The 15,635-nt window shown below is 70.8% G+C and carries 13 protein-coding genes; 8 read left to right on the forward strand and 5 right to left on the reverse strand.

Translation table 11 applies throughout. The features are described from left to right. The first annotated feature begins 82 nt into the window (after window positions 1–82). The gene (locus LCE31_RS04045; RefSeq protein ID WP_225012557.1) at window positions 83–1,228 is read left to right on the forward strand and encodes a CPBP family intramembrane glutamic endopeptidase; all 1,146 of its coding nucleotides are present in this window, start codon (window positions 83–85) and stop codon (window positions 1,226–1,228) included. Here the strand turns inward: LCE31_RS04045 and LCE31_RS04050 are convergent. Next, complete coding sequence (locus tag LCE31_RS04050) at window positions 1,191–1,916, reverse strand: SDR family oxidoreductase (protein WP_225012558.1); 726 nt, start codon at window positions 1,914–1,916, stop codon at window positions 1,191–1,193. The genes LCE31_RS04045 and LCE31_RS04050 overlap by 38 nt on opposite strands. Window positions 1,917–2,013: 97 nt before the next feature. On the opposite strand from LCE31_RS04050, the gene LCE31_RS04055 reads away from it, so the two are divergent. From LCE31_RS04055 to LCE31_RS04065, 3 genes are all read left to right on the forward strand, one after another. Next, on the forward strand, window positions 2,014–2,604 hold the full coding sequence (locus tag LCE31_RS04055) for a TetR/AcrR family transcriptional regulator (protein WP_225012559.1): 591 nt from the start codon (window positions 2,014–2,016) through the stop codon (window positions 2,602–2,604). Between the two features lie 827 nt (window positions 2,605–3,431). Beyond that, window positions 3,432–3,623 (forward strand): hypothetical protein, encoded by a 192-nt coding sequence (locus LCE31_RS04060; protein WP_225012560.1) that lies wholly within the window; start codon window positions 3,432–3,434, stop codon window positions 3,621–3,623. 82 nt (window positions 3,624–3,705) lie between these two features. After that, complete coding sequence (locus tag LCE31_RS04065; RefSeq protein WP_225012561.1) at window positions 3,706–5,145, forward strand: sugar porter family MFS transporter; 1,440 nt, start codon at window positions 3,706–3,708, stop codon at window positions 5,143–5,145. A 372-nt stretch (window positions 5,146–5,517) separates the two neighbouring features. Here LCE31_RS04065 and LCE31_RS04070 read toward each other — a convergent pair whose 3' ends face one another. Next, complete coding sequence (locus LCE31_RS04070; protein ID WP_225012562.1) at window positions 5,518–6,075, reverse strand: TetR/AcrR family transcriptional regulator; 558 nt, start codon at window positions 6,073–6,075, stop codon at window positions 5,518–5,520. A 105-nt stretch (window positions 6,076–6,180) separates the two neighbouring features. Between LCE31_RS04070 and LCE31_RS04075 the strand changes: the two genes are divergently transcribed. The 4 genes from LCE31_RS04075 to LCE31_RS04090 all read left to right on the forward strand — a co-directional run bounded on the left by LCE31_RS04075 (window position 6,181) and on the right by LCE31_RS04090 (window position 10,546). Further along, a complete protein-coding gene (locus LCE31_RS04075; RefSeq protein ID WP_225012563.1) occupies window positions 6,181–7,689 on the forward strand; it encodes an MFS transporter in 1,509 nt (502 codons plus the stop codon). Window positions 7,690–7,921: 232 nt separating this feature from the next. Continuing rightward, entirely contained in the window at window positions 7,922–9,148 is a 1,227-nt protein-coding gene (locus LCE31_RS04080; RefSeq protein ID WP_225012564.1) for a cytochrome P450, read from the forward strand. Window positions 9,149–9,159: 11 nt separating this feature from the next. Then, entirely contained in the window at window positions 9,160–9,357 is a 198-nt protein-coding gene (locus LCE31_RS04085) for a ferredoxin (protein WP_225012565.1), read from the forward strand. Window positions 9,358–9,979: 622 nt separating this feature from the next. Then, on the forward strand, window positions 9,980–10,546 hold the full coding sequence (locus tag LCE31_RS04090) for a glycoside hydrolase family 25 protein (RefSeq protein WP_225012566.1): 567 nt from the start codon (window positions 9,980–9,982) through the stop codon (window positions 10,544–10,546). Between the two features lie 233 nt (window positions 10,547–10,779). On the opposite strand, the gene LCE31_RS04095 is transcribed toward LCE31_RS04090, so the two are convergent. The 3 genes from LCE31_RS04095 to LCE31_RS04105 form a co-directional block, all read right to left on the reverse strand. Continuing rightward, window positions 10,780–11,592 carry a serine hydrolase gene (locus LCE31_RS04095; RefSeq protein ID WP_225012567.1) on the reverse strand — a complete coding sequence of 271 codons (813 nt, stop codon included), beginning with the start codon at window positions 11,590–11,592 and terminating at the stop codon, window positions 10,780–10,782. Next, a complete protein-coding gene (locus tag LCE31_RS04100; RefSeq protein WP_225012568.1) occupies window positions 11,589–13,052 on the reverse strand; it encodes an APC family permease in 1,464 nt (487 codons plus the stop codon). The genes LCE31_RS04095 and LCE31_RS04100 overlap by 4 nt, the downstream gene beginning before the upstream one ends. Window positions 13,053–14,515: 1,463 nt before the next feature. Then, window positions 14,516–15,523, reverse strand: a complete 1,008-nt coding sequence (locus LCE31_RS04105) for a DUF6924 domain-containing protein (protein ID WP_225012569.1) — start codon at window positions 15,521–15,523, stop codon at window positions 14,516–14,518. Window positions 15,524–15,635 lie beyond the last annotated feature (112 nt).

Consider the following 15,635-nt stretch of genomic DNA (forward strand, 5'->3'; position numbering starts at 1 on the left):
GAGGCACGTACGGGAATGATCCGCCGGCGCGGCGGTGGTGTGCTGAACACACATCAACCGGCCCTCCCGAAGGAGCGATCCCGTGTCCCCCGACGAAGCCCACGCCTCCGCAGGCAGCCCAGCAGGCGGCCCCGCGGTCCGTACGCCCCAGCCGGCCGCGCCCCTCGGGGCCGGCCAGGACCAGTGGCCCGGCCGGCCTCCCACCGACCGGACCCGACCGGACCCGGTCCACACCGGCCGGCCCGGCTCGCCCTCCTCCGGGCGGGGAGCCTCCGGCTCCGGACTGCGCGGCAGCCTCCGGCGCCGCCCGCTGCTCTGGTTCTTCCTGCTCGCCTTCTCACTGAGCTGGGCGGCCTGGACCCCGTACGTGCTGTCGGAGAACGGCCTCGGCGTATGGCACTTCACGTTTCCCGGAGGCCGCGGCGGAAGCCAGCTGACCGGTGTGCTGCCCGGCGCCTATCTCGGCCCGATCGCCTCCGCGCTCCTGCTGACCTGGCTCACGGAGGGGCGCCGGGGACTTCGGGCCTGGGGCCGGCGCATGACCAGGTTCCGGCTCAGCCCGCTCTGGTACGTCGCCGTGCTCCTCGCCGTGCCAGCGGCGCTGACCATCGCGGGGACCGCCCTGGGCGACCGCGCACCCGCCCTGCCGACCCTCGCGGTCCTGACGGCCTATCTGCCGGGCCTGGTCCTTCAGTTGATCACCACAGGGCTCGCCGAGGAGCCCGGCTGGCGGGAGTTCGCCATGCCGCGCGCCCAGGAGCGGTACGGCCCGCTGCCCGCCACCCTCCTGGTCGGTGTGCTGTGGGGCGCCTGGCACCTGCCGCTGTTCCTCACCGAATGGGGCGGCGGCCCCCACGTACAGCCCGCCAAGGTGGGGGCGTTCCTCGCCACGACGCTCTGCTTCAGCTTCGCGATGACCTGGGTCTTCAACCGGTCCGGCGAGAGCATGCCGCTCGTGATGCTCATGCACACGAGTGTGAACAACTTCTTCTCCGTCGCCTGGACGGGCATGTTTCCCCGGCTCACCGATGACGACACCACCTACGCCTTCCTCCTGGCGTCGATGGCGGGGGCGCTCCTCGTCCTCGTCCTGACCCGGGGCCGGCTCGGATACCGCCCGGCCGACGCCGTCGACCCGCTCGACGCCGTCGACGCCCTCTCCGCCGTCGACGCGCCGACGGGCGGCAGCGCTAGCTCCCGGCGAGGACGGCGCCTCCATCGACGGTGAGCACCGTTCCGGTGACGAACGGGTTCTCCATCAGATACAGGTGCGCCGCGGCTATCTGGTCCGCTTCCCCGATCGACTTGGTGAGCGTCCTGCCGGCGAGGGCGGTGAACAGCGCCGCGCGCTGCGGCTCCGGAACCGGGTCCCACAGCGGCGTGCGGATCGCGCCCGGCCGGACCGCGTTGACCCGGATCGGGGCGAGCTCGGCGGCCAGCCCTCGCGTCAGGCCCTCAAGGGCGGCGGCGGCGCCCGCGGCGAGCGCCGTCCCGGCCGCAGGGCGAACCGCGACCGTCCCGGACGTCAGCACGATCGAGCCGCCCGGCCGCACCCGCCGTGCCGCGTGCTTGACCGCGGCGACCGCTCCCCAGAAGCGGACCTCGAACAGGTCACGGGCGCCGCCGAGCGGCAGGTCCGCCAGCGGCTGCGGGCGCACCGCGTCCCCGGCCGTGTACACCAGGTGATCGAGCTCGCCGACGCGGTCGAACAGGGCGGCGACCTCGGCCTCCTCGCGGGTGTTGACGACGACGCCGTCACACCTGTCGGGCAACTCCGCGAGGGCGGCCTTCAGCCGGCCCTCGTCGCTCGACGCGATCGTGACGGCCGCTCCGGCCGCCGCCGCGGCGCGGGCCGCGGCCAGGCCCATCCCCGAGCTGCCGCCGACGATGACGATGCGCTGGCCTGAAAGATCCATGGTGCCCACTCCTCTGCCTCGGACAGTGATGACTCACTGAGTCATCACCATAGCAGGGATGGCGACTCACTGAGTCATCACTGTTAGGATGGCGGGCATGCCACGATGGGACCCCCGCGCCGAAGACCGGCTCCGCGAGGCAGCGCTGGAGCTGTTCCTGGAGCGTGGGTACGAGAACGTCACCGTCGCGGAGATCACCGAGCGGGCCGGGCTGACCCGGCGCTCGTTCTCCCGTTACTTCGCGGACAAGCGGGACGTGCTGTTCGCCGAATCCGAGCAGCTTCCGCTCGCCCTCGCACACTCCGTCCGGCACGCCGACGAGTCCTGCTCGCCCTTCGAGGCGCTCCTGACCGCCCTCGGGGACGCCGCGGGCGCCCTGGCCGACCAGGCCCCGCTCGCCGCGCAGCGGCGCGCGATCGTCCAAGCCAGCCCGGAGCTGCAAGAAAGAGGGCGGACCAAGTTCGCCGCCGTGACCGACGCGGTGGCGGGCGCCCTGCGCGACAGAGGCGCCGCCGAGTCGGAGGCGGTGCTGCTCGCGGAGGTCGGCGCCGCCATCTTCCGCAGCGCGTTCCAGCGCTGGACCGATCGGCCGGACGACGCCGGCCTGCCGGCCCGCATCCGTGAGGCGACCGCCGAACTCGCCGCCGGTCTTGGCACGGTGGACTTCCCCGAGCCGCCCCGCACGTGACGCGATGACCGTGCGCGGATGAGTGCTACGCGATGACCGCGCATGGATGAGTGTTACGCGATGACCGCGCGCGGATGAGCGCTGCGTGCGGATCGCTTGGCCGGGCGCCGAGCGGGCCGCGCGGCCGGGCGCCAGTCCGCGGGCGGCGTCCGCGGCCTCCGCGTCTTCCGCGTCGGGGGGCAGGGGCGACCTCCGGGACCTCCGTACGGACGGGCCCCGCGACCTCCCTGCCCACGCGGCTGACGCGCCCCGGTCCGGCTCCGGAGCGTCCACGAGCGCCTGGCAGCCACCAGGGAGACCCGCTGGCCTTCGAGGACCAACGCCACCAGGGGAGCCACGAGCACGGCGCAGCCCACCGCGACTGCACCCGCTGTCCGCCCCAGCGCCCAGTAGGCCCCTGGCCAGGCCCCTGGCCGATGAACACCCCCGCGATGACGCCGAAGACGACCCGTACGGCATTCGTCCCGCGACCGTCCTGCTGGATGTTCAGCGCGACCACTGTGGCGATCGGGGCAAACACCGGCACGTAGTGGTCGAACAGGTTGCCGGCCACCCACCAGGACAGACCACCGCCACCGCCTGCTGCGCGACCGGCCAGAGCCGATCGCGGACCCGACGCCACGCCTCGTCGGCCCCCGCGCGTACCACTCCGGCCCGCCTCTGCCCATACCCCGCCGCTCTTGGCCGGATCACGTATCACAGAGGCGCGCGTCCCCGCAGGTCCGGCCTGCCGGAATGCGGCCGAAGAGCCCAGTGCCTTCCCTCGCTCCAGGGAAATACGCGACGTGTGTGTGGGGTCGGCCGGAGCCGAGGCTAGGGATCGCATCGTGCGCAATGTGAGCGGCGAGCAGTACCGCCTGACGGCGGACGACTGCCGGGCCGCGGTCACGGAGACGGTCGGCGGGCTGCGCGAACTCGCCCACCGAGGTGAGCCACTGATTTTGTCTTATGCCTCGGACGAGGTGGCTCCGGCCGCGTTCGGCCGGCCACTCATCCCCTGGCCACCGACATCCACCTGATCCTCCTGAAGCCCGGCGGGGCGTACTCCGGCTCCTGGGACTCCATGGCCGTTCCGACCATCTTCGCAGCTAAGGACACGACATGGTCCAGGGATTCTCGCGGGAGCCCGGCACACACGGACCGCTCACCGCGGCCACGCCGACCGGGCTCCGCAAGATCACATGGTGGGCGGCGGCCATCGCCATGGGCGGGTTCCTCTTCGGCTTCGACACCGGCGTGGTGTCGGGCGCCCTGCTCTACATCCGCAGGGACTTCGACCTCAATTCCTTCCAGCAGGGCAGCGTCGTCAGCGTGCTGCTGATCGGCGCAGTCATCGGCGCCATGGGCTCCGGGAGGCTTGCCGACCGCTGGGGCCGACGCCGGCTGCTCGGCGCCGCCGGAGCGGTGTTTCTGGCGGGCACGGCGGTCGCGGTGTTCGCCAACGGCTACGGGATGCTCCTGGCGGCGCGGATCGTGCTCGGCTTGGCGGTGGGCACGGTCTCCGCCCTCGTACCGGTGTACTTGTCGGAGATCTCGCCGACCGCCGTCCGCGGCCGCCTGCTGACCATGAACCAGCTGATGATCACGGTAGGCATCCTGGTGGCGTACCTGGTGAACATGGCGTTCACCGGCGGGGGCCACTGGCGTTCGATGTTCGCGTGCGGCGCCGTGCCGGCCGCGATTCTCGTCGCGGCCTCCCGATGGTTCCTGCCGGAGTCCCCGCAATGGCAGATCGCGAACGGCAGGGCCGACCTGGCCAGGCGGACGATCGCCTCCGTGGCTGACGAGGCCACCGCGGACCGGCTGGTGGCCCGCGCCCAGCAGCGCATCAAGAACGAGAGGCAGTCCCTGGAGGAGGGCGGCGGCCGACGGCTGTGGGCCCCGGACGTACGCCCGGCCCTGATCGTGGGCCTGACGCTGGCCGTCGTCCAGCAGTTCGGCGGCATTAACACGATCATCTACTATGCGCCGACGATCATCGAGAAATCCGGTCTCAGCGCGTCCAATTCCATCGTCTACTCAGTGGCCATCGGCGTGATCAATCTCGTCATGACACTAGTGGCCATCAAACTGGTCGACCGCCTCGGCCGACGCCCGATGGCCCTCATCTCGCTGGGCGTGATGGCCGCCTTTGTCTTCCTCCTCGGCCTGGCCTTCGTGGCCGGTCTGAGTTCGGGTCTGACGCTGCTCTTCATGGTCGTCTACATCGCCGCGTTCGCCGGTGGCCTCGGACCAGTGTTCTGGACACTGATCGGCGAGATTTTCCCACCAGCGGTGCGAGCTCAGGGTTCCAGCGCCTCCACCGGAGTCAACTGGGTGGCCAACTTCCTCGTCAGCCTCGGCTTCCTACCGCTGGCGGACGCCATCGGGCAGGGCGAAACGTTCTGGATCTTTGCCGGGATCTGCGTGCTGGCCTTCCTTTTCATCGGCCGTTTCGTGCCGGAGACCCGCAAGCGCGACCCGGAGCAGATCCAACGGGACCTGAACCACCGCTTCGGCCGTGCAGAGCCGGAGGCCCCGAGCGGCACGAGTACTCCCTGACCCGTCTCGGAGCGGACGACTGCAGTCGCCCTCGACCTGAGAACGAAGCCACCTCGTATTCCCGACTCCATGCTTCCCTCCGCCGCCCTCGAAGCCCAACCGCCCTGGTGTTGAACGGCTTCTCCGGCGCCCTCCTTCGCAAGATGCCGCTGCCCGCCTTCTGGGGGAGATCGGCCTCGTACTGGACGTACTTGGCCGACTCCGACAACGCAGCATGGGGGCGCCCCCGGCCGTAGGTTGGGCGAGTGTGTGCCGGGCCTCGCGAGCCGGGCGCGACTTTGCGGACACGACCTGGTCCCTGCGCCCTCGACCCGCCACCGCGACCCGCCACCGCGACCCGCTCGCGCAGGGCGGCGGCACCCGGCGTGGACATCAGGTGTCCCGCCTGCGCAGTCCCGCGAGTGCCGCGTCGAGCATCGGCTGGCGGTATTCCTGGCTACCGGCGATCTTCGCGATGGCCACCACGAGATCCAGGATCTGGTCGAGGTCCAGGTCGGCGACGATCTGCCCCGCGTCCTGGGCGGCGGAGAGCAGCGGGCGGCCGGCCGCGAGCATCCGGCCCCGGCTGTCGAAGACGGGATCGGTCGTGTCGGTGTGCTCAAGCAGCCCGAGGACGACCGGCCGTTTGGTGGTGACGTACTGGAAGAACCGGCGCAGCCAGGTCGTGAGCCGGTCCCCCGGGCTGTCGCCCTCGACCGTCGCGGCGGCGGCGCAGACCTCGTCGACCTCGTCGGCGAGCAGCGCCTCAAGGAGTGCGCGGCGCGTGGCGAAGTTGCGGTACAGGGTCGCCGAGCCGACCCCGGATCTCCGGGCGATCTCGGCCATCGACGTCTCGGCCCCGGTGGCGGCGAAGGCGGTGCGTGCCGCTTCGAGGATGCGCTGACGGTTGCGTGCGGCGTCGGCCCTTTTGGAGGGCGGTTGGTCAGTCATTCGAGCGTCCTTGCATAAGTGGGCAGGGTCCCCGTATCGTCATGTGGGCACCCTCTCCGTTTCTACCCGGAGACTCTATCCAATCTGTCCGAGGACCGATCCGCCATGAGCACAGCGAACCTTCCCGGGGCCACCGCGACGACCGGTGCGCCACGTCCCGTTCACCGCCGGCTGGTGCTGGCGATCTGCTGTCTCAGCGTGGGCGTGACCGGAATCGACCTCTCCATCGTCAATGTGGCGCTCCCGTCGATCAGCAAGGACCTGCACACCTCGGTCGGCGGCCTGCAGTGGACGGTCGACGCCTACTCCCTGGTCATGGCCTGTCTGCTCGTGCTGTCCGGCTCCATGGCCGACCGCTTCGGCCGCAAACGGGTCTTCCAGCTCGGGCTTTCGCTGTTCTCCCTCGGCTCCCTCCTCTGCGGCCTGGCGCCCTGCGTCGGGTGGCTGATCGCCTTCCGCGGCCTGCAAGCGGTGGGCGGTTCGATGCTCAACCCGGTCGCGATGTCGATCATCGTCAGCGTATTCACCGACCGGCGGGAGCGGGCACGGGCGATCGGCGTGTGGGGATCAGTGATCGGGACCACCGTCGCGGCCGGACCCGTGCTCGGCGGCCTGCTGGTCAGCGGTATCGACTGGCGATCGGTGTTCTGGGTCAATGTCCCGATCGGGATCGGCGCCATCCTGCTCACCCGGCGGTTCGTCCCGGAGTCCAGGGCCGCCCGGGGCCGCGCGTTCGATCCGCCCGGCCAGGCGCTGATCATCGTCCTGTTCGCGTCGGTCATCGCCGCGACGATCGAGGGCCCCCGCCAGGGATGGGCGAACCCCTGGATCGTCGGGTTGTTCGTACTCGCCGCCCTGGCCCTCACCGGCCTGCTCATCGTGGAGCCCCGGCGGTCCGAGCCCCTGATCGACCTGCGGTTCTTCCGCAGCCCTCCGTTCTCGGGCGCGAACACGATCTCCGTCGTGATGTCGGCCGGTCTCGGCGGGTTCCTGTTCCTGAGCACCCTCTACCTCCAGGACGTCCGCCACTTCAGCCCCCTGCACGCCGGACTGATGATCATCCCGGTGGCCGTGGGCCAAGCCGTCGCCTCCCAGCTTTCCGGACGGCTCCTCGCGTCCCGGGGCGACCGCCTCCCCCTCGTACTGGGCGGCGCATTCCTCACTCTCGGCGGCGTGCTCCTCGTCCCCCTGACCGCGCACACCGGGAGTGGCTACCTGCTGGCCGCCTACGCCGTCTTCGGCCTCGGCGCGGGCCTGACCGGCCCACCGGTCAACCACACCGCAGTCACCGGACTGCCGCCCGACCAGGTCGGTGTCGCCGGGGCTCTCGCCGCCAGCGCCCGCCAGTTCGGCATCTCCATCGGCGTCGCCGTCACCGGCTCGATCGTGGCCGGCACCGGCACCGGCTCACTCGACTCGGGTCACGCCGCCTGGGCCGTCCTCGCGGGCTGCGGACTCGTCGCGCTCGTGCTCGGCGCCGTCTCCACCAGCGGCTGGGCCAAGGCCGCCGCCGCCCGCAACGGCGAGCGCCTCGTCATCGCGCCGGCCCCCGAATCCCAGGACCACCTTCCGCCCAGCCCGTCCGCGGGCCCCATGGAAGCGAGGAAGGAGTAACGCGGCGCCGTCCACGGCCATCGGCCCCGTGCCCGCGGGGATGAGGAAGTCGCCATACAGATGGCCAGTCCTTCGATGCCCGGTCTCTCAATCCCCGGCTCTTCGATGCCCGGTCTCTCAATCCCCGGTCCCGCGATGCCCGGTCCCTCGGCGTCCGGTCCCTCGATGTCCGGCCGGCCACGCCCCATCAGGTGCCGACGGAATTCATCCAGTCGTACTGCGAGGTAATCCCATGACGGAAACGTTTTCCAGCGAACTCCCCGGCCGCGCATTCCCGGTCGCCCGCGGCTGCCCGTTCGCCGAGCCCGAGGAGTACGCGCGGTTGCGCGAGCGGGAACCGGTCAGCAAGGTCCGCCTGCACGGCGGCGAACAGGCCTGGTGGGTCTCCGGGTACGCCGAAGCCCGTGCCGTCCTCGCCGATCACCGGTTCTCCTCGGACCGCAGGAAGGACAACTACCCCAACCCCAGTGGCGACCCGAGGTTCCGGGAGCGGTTCCGCGACCAGCCGCCGCCCATGGTCAGCCTGGACGGTACGGAACACACCGCGGTCCGGCGGGCGGTGATCGGCGAGTTCACCGCGAAGCGCCTGGCGGCCCTCCGGCCCCGGCTCCAGCAGATCGTCGACGGGTTCGTCGGCGACATGCTGGCCTCCGGCTCCCGCCCCGTCGACCTGGTGCAGGCGCTGTCGCTGCCGGTGCCGTCGCTGGTGATCTGCGAACTGCTCGGCGTGCCCTACCGCGACCACGACTACTTCCAGAGCCGCACGGCCGCGCTGGTCCGCAGGACCGTACCCGCCAAGGAGCGGCTGCGGGCCTTCGACGAACTGCGGGAGTACCTCGCGGACCTGCTGGTCCGGAAGGAATCCGAGCCCGGCGACGACCTTTACAGCCGGCAGATCGCCCGGCAGCGCGAGGAGGGCGCGGTCGACCGCGAGAGGCTCGTGAGCACGGCCACCGGACTGCTGATCGCCGGCCACGAGACCACGGCGAACATGATCTCCCTCGGTGTGCTCGCGCTGCTGGAGCACCCTGAGCAACTGGCCCTGATCAAGGCCGACCCCGACAGGACGCCCCCGGCCGTCGAGGAACTGCTGCGGTACTTCACCATCGTGGAGACGGCCATCTCACGGGTCGCGACCGAGGATGTGGAGATAGGCGGGGTCACCATCAGGGCGGACGAGGGGGTCATCATCTCCGGGCTGTCCGCCAACCGGGACCCGGCGGTGTTCGAGAACCCCGGCGAACTGCGGCTTGAGCGGGGAACCCGCCACCACATCGCCTTCGGCTACGGCCCGCACCAATGCCTCGGCCAGAACCTGGCCCGCGTCGAGCTGCAGATCGTGTTCGACACGCTCTTCCGGCGCGTCCCCGGCCTGCGGCTCGCCGTGCCGGCCGACGAGATCCCCTTCAAGACCAACGCCTCCGTCTACGGCGCCTACGAGTTGCCGGTCACCTGGTGAAGGAGAACGTGATGCGGATCAACGCCGACACCGGGGTCTGTGTCGGGTCCGGGCAGTGTGTACTGGCCGAGCCGGCCGTGTTCGACCAGGACGACGACGGCATCGTGGACCTGCTGACCGACCGGCCCGAAGGCCGGGCCGCCGCCCGGGCACGAGAGGCGGTCAGCCTGTGCCCGTCGCGGGCCCTGTCGCTCGTGGAGGACGAGTAGTACGTCGCCGGACCGATCCGGTCGCGCGCGCCGGGGCGCGGGAGCCGTGTGCGCCGGGGCGCACGAGGCCGTGTGCGTCGGAACGGTTACGGCCCCGGTGCGGCCCGGTCGCGACCCCTGGGAGGAGACGCCTCGTCGACACGACGGCCCCCTCGGGAGGCCCGGGACCCGGGCGCCGGTCCCGGCCCGCACCCTCATCTCCGCCGCCGCGCACGCGCGTTCGCAGTGTCCGTCGTCCGTGTCCGAGGGCGCGGCGCAGCTCCCGGCGCACCGGTCGCCGGACGTCCCGTACCCGATCCGGGCCGGCCGGGGCCGGCGCGGTGACCGGCCTCTTCGAACGGCACCGCCGTCGCAGGTCTCCACCGGTGATCCGGCGCGCTCGTGGGCGCCAAGTCGGTTCCGCTCACCGATTTTTGCGAGAGCGCACCCGCCCGTACACGTCTCGGAGGACACTGATCCGGGTAATCGGTCCCCTGTCGCCTCCTGATCCCACAACGCCCCCGGAGAGCCGTTTCCGCAGAGCCGTTTCCGCAGAGCCTCGTAGAGCCGTTTTCGTAGAGCCGTTTTCGCAGATCCTCCGGCGACCTGCCGAAAGGCTCTCACCCGCCCGCAAGGAGCACTCATGACCATCAAGGGCATCGACGTCAGCAACTACCAGGCGGCCACGTGGTCGACCTCGGGTCTGTCCTTCGCGTTCGCCAAGGCCACCGAGGGTCACACCGTCATCGACTCGGCCCAGTCCGCACACGCCGCGCGGGCCAGAAACGCGGGTCTCGTCTTCGGCCAGTACCACTTCATGTGGCCCGGTGACGTCAAGGCCCAGGCCGAGTGGTTCGCCGAGAAGTCCGTGACCGTCGAGGGCGACCTCATGGCCGTCGACTGGGAGAAGACGGGCAGCGGCACGATGGCGAGCAACGCCGACAAGGACGCCCTGATCAAGGCCATCAAGGCACTGCGCCCCGGCCACAAGGTCGGCCTGTACACGAACACCAGCTCGTGGCTCCACATCGACAGGACCGGGTACTGCGGCGACTTCCTGTGGATCGCCGAGTACGGCGTGCCCGCGGGCAAGCCGAACATCAAGGCCGCGTGGAAGTTCCACCAGTACACGTCGTCGCCCATCGACACCTCGGTGGGCAACTTCGCCGACAAGGCGGCGCTCGCCTCGTGGGCCGGCGCCCGGACCTAGAAGGACCCGGCCGTCCCGGCCAAGCCGAAGGCGTCGCTCAAAAACGTCATCGCGGCGGCCAGGAACGACCTGGGGGCGGCCCAGGACCACACCGACGCACGCGGCCGGTCGCGGCCCGACGGCCGAACCCCTGGACAGTCCGTCGAGCACCGTGCTGCCCCGGCGGGGGCATGGCGGTGTCGCCGTACGGCCCGCCTCGGCGGGTGCGCGGCGGCGTCGCCGTATCCCCCGTCTCAGCGGCAGCGGGGGGCCTCCCGCGCGGTCAGGTCGTGGCGGTCGGCCCAACTCGCCCGGGTGACCGCGTGGATCACCTCGCGTGCGTCCGGTTCGTCCAGGCCGCTGGTGCACACCGCCAGGACGTACGCGGGGGCGTCCGCGGGCTCGATGAGGGCGGCGTCGTGCAGGACGCCGTCCACCCAGCCGTTCTTGTTGGCGACGCGGGTGCCGGGCGGCAGCGCCGCCGGGATGTCGTCGCGGTAGAGCTGGCGGCGCAGCGGATCGAGCAGCCGGCCGCTCGGTTCCGCCGCGATGACGCGGAGCAGATGGGCCGCCGCGGCGGCGGTGACCGTGTTGGTCAGTCCGGCACGGCGCGCGCGCTGGTCGCCGATCGGCCGGGTGAGGGTCATGCCCGGGGGCGCCTCGGCCGCGGCGCCCGAGACGCCGACCTGCTCCAGCACCAGGTCGGTGGCCAGGTTGCTGCTGGCGCACACCATCCGCTCGCACAGCCAGCCCAGTGGCGCGGTGGAGCCGAGCCGCAGCCAGGGCTCGTCGTCGTTGTCGTAGGCCCGCTCGGTGCGGTACGTGCCCGAGACCGCCGAGCGGAACTCGTCGTGCACCGCGACCTCCGCGTCCAGGTCGAGGCCCCGGTGGGCGGCCACCAGGGCGGGCAGCTTGATCAGGCTGGCCGCGTAGTGCGGCACGTCCGCGCGGAAGCGGAAGGCGGCGGGCCGCCCGGGCCGCCCGCACCACACGGACACGACGGCCGGTGCGCCGAACTCCAGGTCGAGAGAGGCCAGTTCGGCGCGCCGACCGGCCCAGGCGCTCACTCCGGCTGGGTCAGCGTGATCGCCCGCCCGGTCAGTTTGCGGACCGCGATCACCACCAACCCTATGACGATCCAACTGCCGCCCGCGATCTGCGCCTTGATGTCCGCGTTGTAGAGCACGTACGCGATGACGGCGAAGCCGATCAGCGGCACCACGAGATGCAGACCATACGTACGCTGCCGCTTCTTGATCAGGTAGTACGAGACCACCGAGACGTTCAGCAGCAGGAAGGAGAACAGCGCCCCGAAGTTGACCATGCTGGACAGCAGGCTGATCTGCCCGACGAAGAACACGCCCAGAACCAGGCTCAGCGCACCCACCAGGGTCACGGCGCGCTGCGGCACCTTGCGTACGGGGTGCACATGGGCGAGGAACCTGGGCAACTGCCCGTCGCGGGCCATGGAGTACAGCAGGCGCGAGGTGGCGCCCTGCGCGGCCAGGGAGTTGGCCAGGGCCGCGGACAGGGCGACGGTCAGCGCAGCGACCACCTTGAACCAGCCGCCGCCGACCAGTTCGGCCACCGTGTAGAAGGCGTCGTTGGTGGCGGTGTTCCCGGCGAAGTGCGTCCTGCCCGGGAGCAGCAGCCCGGCCAGGAAGGTCTGCACGACGAACAGCACACCGACCATCACCAGGCTGAGCACGGTGGCCCGGCCGACCAGCTTCGGGCCACCCTTGACCTCCTCGGACAGCGTCGAGATGGCGTCGAAGCCGAGGAAGGACAGCGCCGCCACCGACAACGCGCCGAAGACCATGCCGACATGGAAGAACTGCGGGTTGAACAGCGGGTCCCAGCTGAAATGGGCGCCGTTGACCCCGCGGGCCACCGCGATGGTGCCCAGCACCAGGAACAGCAGCAGCACCAGGGACTCGCCGATGAGGAACACCCGGGTCGCCCAAGCGAACAGCTCCACCCCGGCCAGGTTCACGACGGTGTTGACGACCACGAAGAGAACCACCCACGCCCACTGCGGCACGGCGGGCGCGATGGAGTGCAGCGCGGCGGCGCCTGTGACGTACAGCAGGGTGGGAATGAGCAGGTAGTCCAGCAGGATGCCCCAGCCCGCGAGGAACCCGACCGGGGCGCCGACCCCGCGTCCGGCGTACGAGTAGACCGATCCGGCCAGGGGGAACGCCCGGGACATCTCGCGGTAGCTGATCGCGGTGAAGATCATCGCGACGCAGCCGATGGCATAGGTCAGCGCGACCATGCCCTTGGAGAAGTTGAACACCGAACCGTAGATCGCGAACGGCGCGGTGGGGACCATGAAGACCAGCCCGTAGACGAGCAGGTCCTTCAGCCCGAGAGAACGTTTGAGCTCCTGCTGGTAGCCGAGGCGGCTCAGCTCCCGCTCGGACGACGACGACTGCGACGGCGATGACGACGGGGGCCGGGACGGCTGCCGCGACGGCGGCGGCTTCGGCTGCGGGCCGCCGCCGCCCGTGCTCTCATCGGTGGCCATGGGCCCTCGGCTCCCCCGACGACGGCCGCGCACCGGCCGTGGCTGCGGATGTCCAACCGGCCATGGAACGGCCTCCTCCTCGGTGGGTGTGACAGCGGCCATCGTGACGAAAAAAAGGTTTTAGAACAAGACCTTAACCTGTCGTTCATGGTCCGGCGTCGAACAGGGCTCGAACTTCTTCGGCGTTTTCCCAGTTCACCGGATGTGCGAGGAGCCGCAGGCCGACGCTGTACTGATCGGCAACGCAGCGCGGAGGTCGCGCTCGTGGGACTGGTCGAGCACGAGGTTCAACCGGACGCATTGACGGTGGTGGCGGACTTCCGGTCGGAGTTGTACGCGTGCCTGACGGCGCGGAGTGACGCTTTGCTCGAGCCGTCTGACACATTGCTGTGCACCGACGGTCCGGTCCGCATCCTCGTGGACCTGGCGCTCACTCTCGAGCATCGTCGCGGGCACGGGACGTTGTACTCCGGGAACAACCACGGTCGGATCCACGTCGCCCGGCTCGAAGAACCGACAACCCGCCACGCACTACGACGTCGGACGGGTACTCGCCGCTGGCGAGTCCTACACCCGATCCGCCCACTAGCAAGGAACCAAGCCCCGACGCACTGGCGAGACGACCCGTCCGATCCCAATCCGGGGCGCGAAGCTGTCCACGGGTCTGGCATCCTGACCCCGTGAACAACAAGCTCAGAAAGGGCGATGCCGCGTAATCGGCCGTCTCAAGTCCGCGCCTCCGGACGTCACCCGAAGCGGCAGCCGCACGGGACGCCCACGTCCGGCTTGCCACGTGGCTCCGGCAGGCTTGCCGGAGCGGTTTCCCGCCTCGAACACGATCGGCTCTGGCCTGGGGCGATAGCCCAAGCCCTGCGGCAGTGGTCGCGAACAGCCCACTCCCCCGGTCGTGCTCTCTCTGGCGGTTGCGGTTGCCCTTTGTGCAACCCTTTCTATTCAACCGCCGAGCGGGGAGTTCTGGAAGCGGCAATGCACGCTCTTCCACCACAGGCGGCGCGTGAGCTGCGGTGTCTGGTGAAACCGCTTGACGATCTCTACGTCGCCAGAACCTGGCCCGACCCTTTCGCCTCACCCGACGACGGATGGTGGGCAAGGCGCTGTTGGGGGTAGGCCTCCGTCGATCGCTGTCCCAGCGCTCTTGCCCTGCCCAGCAGAGTCGTTGAACGACGACCTTAACCTGTCACGGGTTCGGCATGATCTTTCGGGAGTGCCGATGGCCTCGCGGTCTCGGGTCGTTCGACGGTCCGGTCGGCGGCGGGCGCCGGGCGCTCGTTCCTGGCGGTGCGCCGGGCGCTGGCGGTGCGCCAGCCGCCGGGGCCGGGCGGATCGTCGCGTCCGGCCCCCTCCGGTTCATGGACGGCCGGACCGAAGCCACCGCATCCGCATACGCGTCCGCGTCCGCGTACCGCGAAAGATCAGCGGCCCTGGTCCGGTCGTCCCTTGCTCTAGTCGTCCATGAAGTCCTCGATGTCCATGTTGCCGATCGCCAGGTTGCCCACCATGCTCCCGACCTGCTGAGGGAGTATCCGGAAGGCGTGCCCGACGGGGCCCTCCAGGGGGACGGCCAGGACGTGGCGGTCGGGGTCGCGCATGGTGGTCCCGTCCGCGATCACCACCAGGTCCGCGGTCAGCTGCTCGGGGTCCTCGCTGTCGCGGACCAGCGCCATGAGCTGCTCCGGGCTTGAGCCCTCGAACGCCGGGTCGTCCACGGTGTCGATGTCGTCGGTGAAGTCGTCGACGGGGTCGTCGTAGCCCGGTCCGGGGCGGCGCACGGCGCCGAGGACCGACGACCAGGCGGCGTCGTCGGAGAAGTCGGTGCGCACGAGCAGACCGAAGTTGTCCTGGGTCAGCAGGGGCAGAGCCCGGGCCGGAGGCTCGTAGCGCGGTGGCGGGTTCAGCGATTCGAGGCGGGTGCCCACGGGGTCGGGGAGGTCGTCCTCCCAGTCCTGCGCGGTCTCGCCCTCCTCGGGCTCCCAGTCGGGTTCCGCGGGGGCCTCCTCCTCGAAGCGCTCCAGGGTCATGTCCTGGTACGGGCGGTGCAGAACCAGGTAGGTCAGGGCCGCCTGGCGGGGCGTGACGCGGAACATGTCCCCGCCGGTGCCGCGGAACGCCAGCAGCGGGCGCAGGCGGGGGTTGGCCGCGGTCCTGTCGTTCGCGAGCAGGACGAGGTCGGGAGTCCATGCCCCGGCCGCGTCCAGCGCCTCGCGCACCTCCTCGGGCCCGGCGTCCTGCCAGGCGCGGTCGTCCACGACGATCAGGCGCCGGGGGACGGGCTCCCGCGGTATCGCGCCGGCCTCGTGTCCCGGGCGCGGTGCGACCAGACCAGGCAGTTCGCCCATGCGGGAGAGCACGTCACGCCAGGCGTCGTCGTCGCCGTGGTCGGTGCGGATCAGCAGCATGCCGGACACCCGCGGACCGTCGTCGGCCGGGGGCAGGGGCAGGGCAGGGCGCATCTGGGTACCTCTCGGGTCTCGCCGTGGATTGCCGGTTGCTCGGTTCTATCGGTAGGCACTGACAAGGACCAGTCGACCAGTTCTCCTGTCCCGCCCCGCGCACCCCGGCACC

It is taken from the genome of Streptomyces sp. 8L (assembly GCF_020176795.1).
GTDB lineage: Bacteria > Actinomycetota > Actinomycetes > Streptomycetales > Streptomycetaceae > Streptomyces.

Bases quoted from the DNA above. Each gene is read 5' to 3' on its own strand.
- LCE31_RS04075 (WP_225012563.1), top strand. From the start codon at position 6,181: ATGAGCACAGCGAACCTTCCCGGGGCCACCGCGACGACCGGTGCGCCA.
- LCE31_RS04070 (WP_225012562.1), bottom strand. From the start codon at position 6,075: ATGACTGACCAACCGCCCTCCAAAAGGGCCGACGCCGCACGCAACCGT.
- LCE31_RS04085 (WP_225012565.1), top strand. From the start codon at position 9,160: ATGCGGATCAACGCCGACACCGGGGTCTGTGTCGGGTCCGGGCAGTGT.
- LCE31_RS04090 (WP_225012566.1), top strand. From the start codon at position 9,980: ATGACCATCAAGGGCATCGACGTCAGCAACTACCAGGCGGCCACGTGG.
- LCE31_RS04100 (WP_225012568.1), bottom strand. From the start codon at position 13,052: ATGGCCACCGATGAGAGCACGGGCGGCGGCGGCCCGCAGCCGAAGCCG.
- LCE31_RS04080 (WP_225012564.1), top strand. From the start codon at position 7,922: ATGACGGAAACGTTTTCCAGCGAACTCCCCGGCCGCGCATTCCCGGTC.
- LCE31_RS04065 (WP_225012561.1), top strand. From the start codon at position 3,706: ATGGTCCAGGGATTCTCGCGGGAGCCCGGCACACACGGACCGCTCACC.
- LCE31_RS04050 (WP_225012558.1), bottom strand. From the start codon at position 1,916: ATGGATCTTTCAGGCCAGCGCATCGTCATCGTCGGCGGCAGCTCGGGG.
- LCE31_RS04055 (WP_225012559.1), top strand. From the start codon at position 2,014: ATGCCACGATGGGACCCCCGCGCCGAAGACCGGCTCCGCGAGGCAGCG.
- LCE31_RS04105 (WP_225012569.1), bottom strand. From the start codon at position 15,523: ATGCGCCCTGCCCTGCCCCTGCCCCCGGCCGACGACGGTCCGCGGGTG.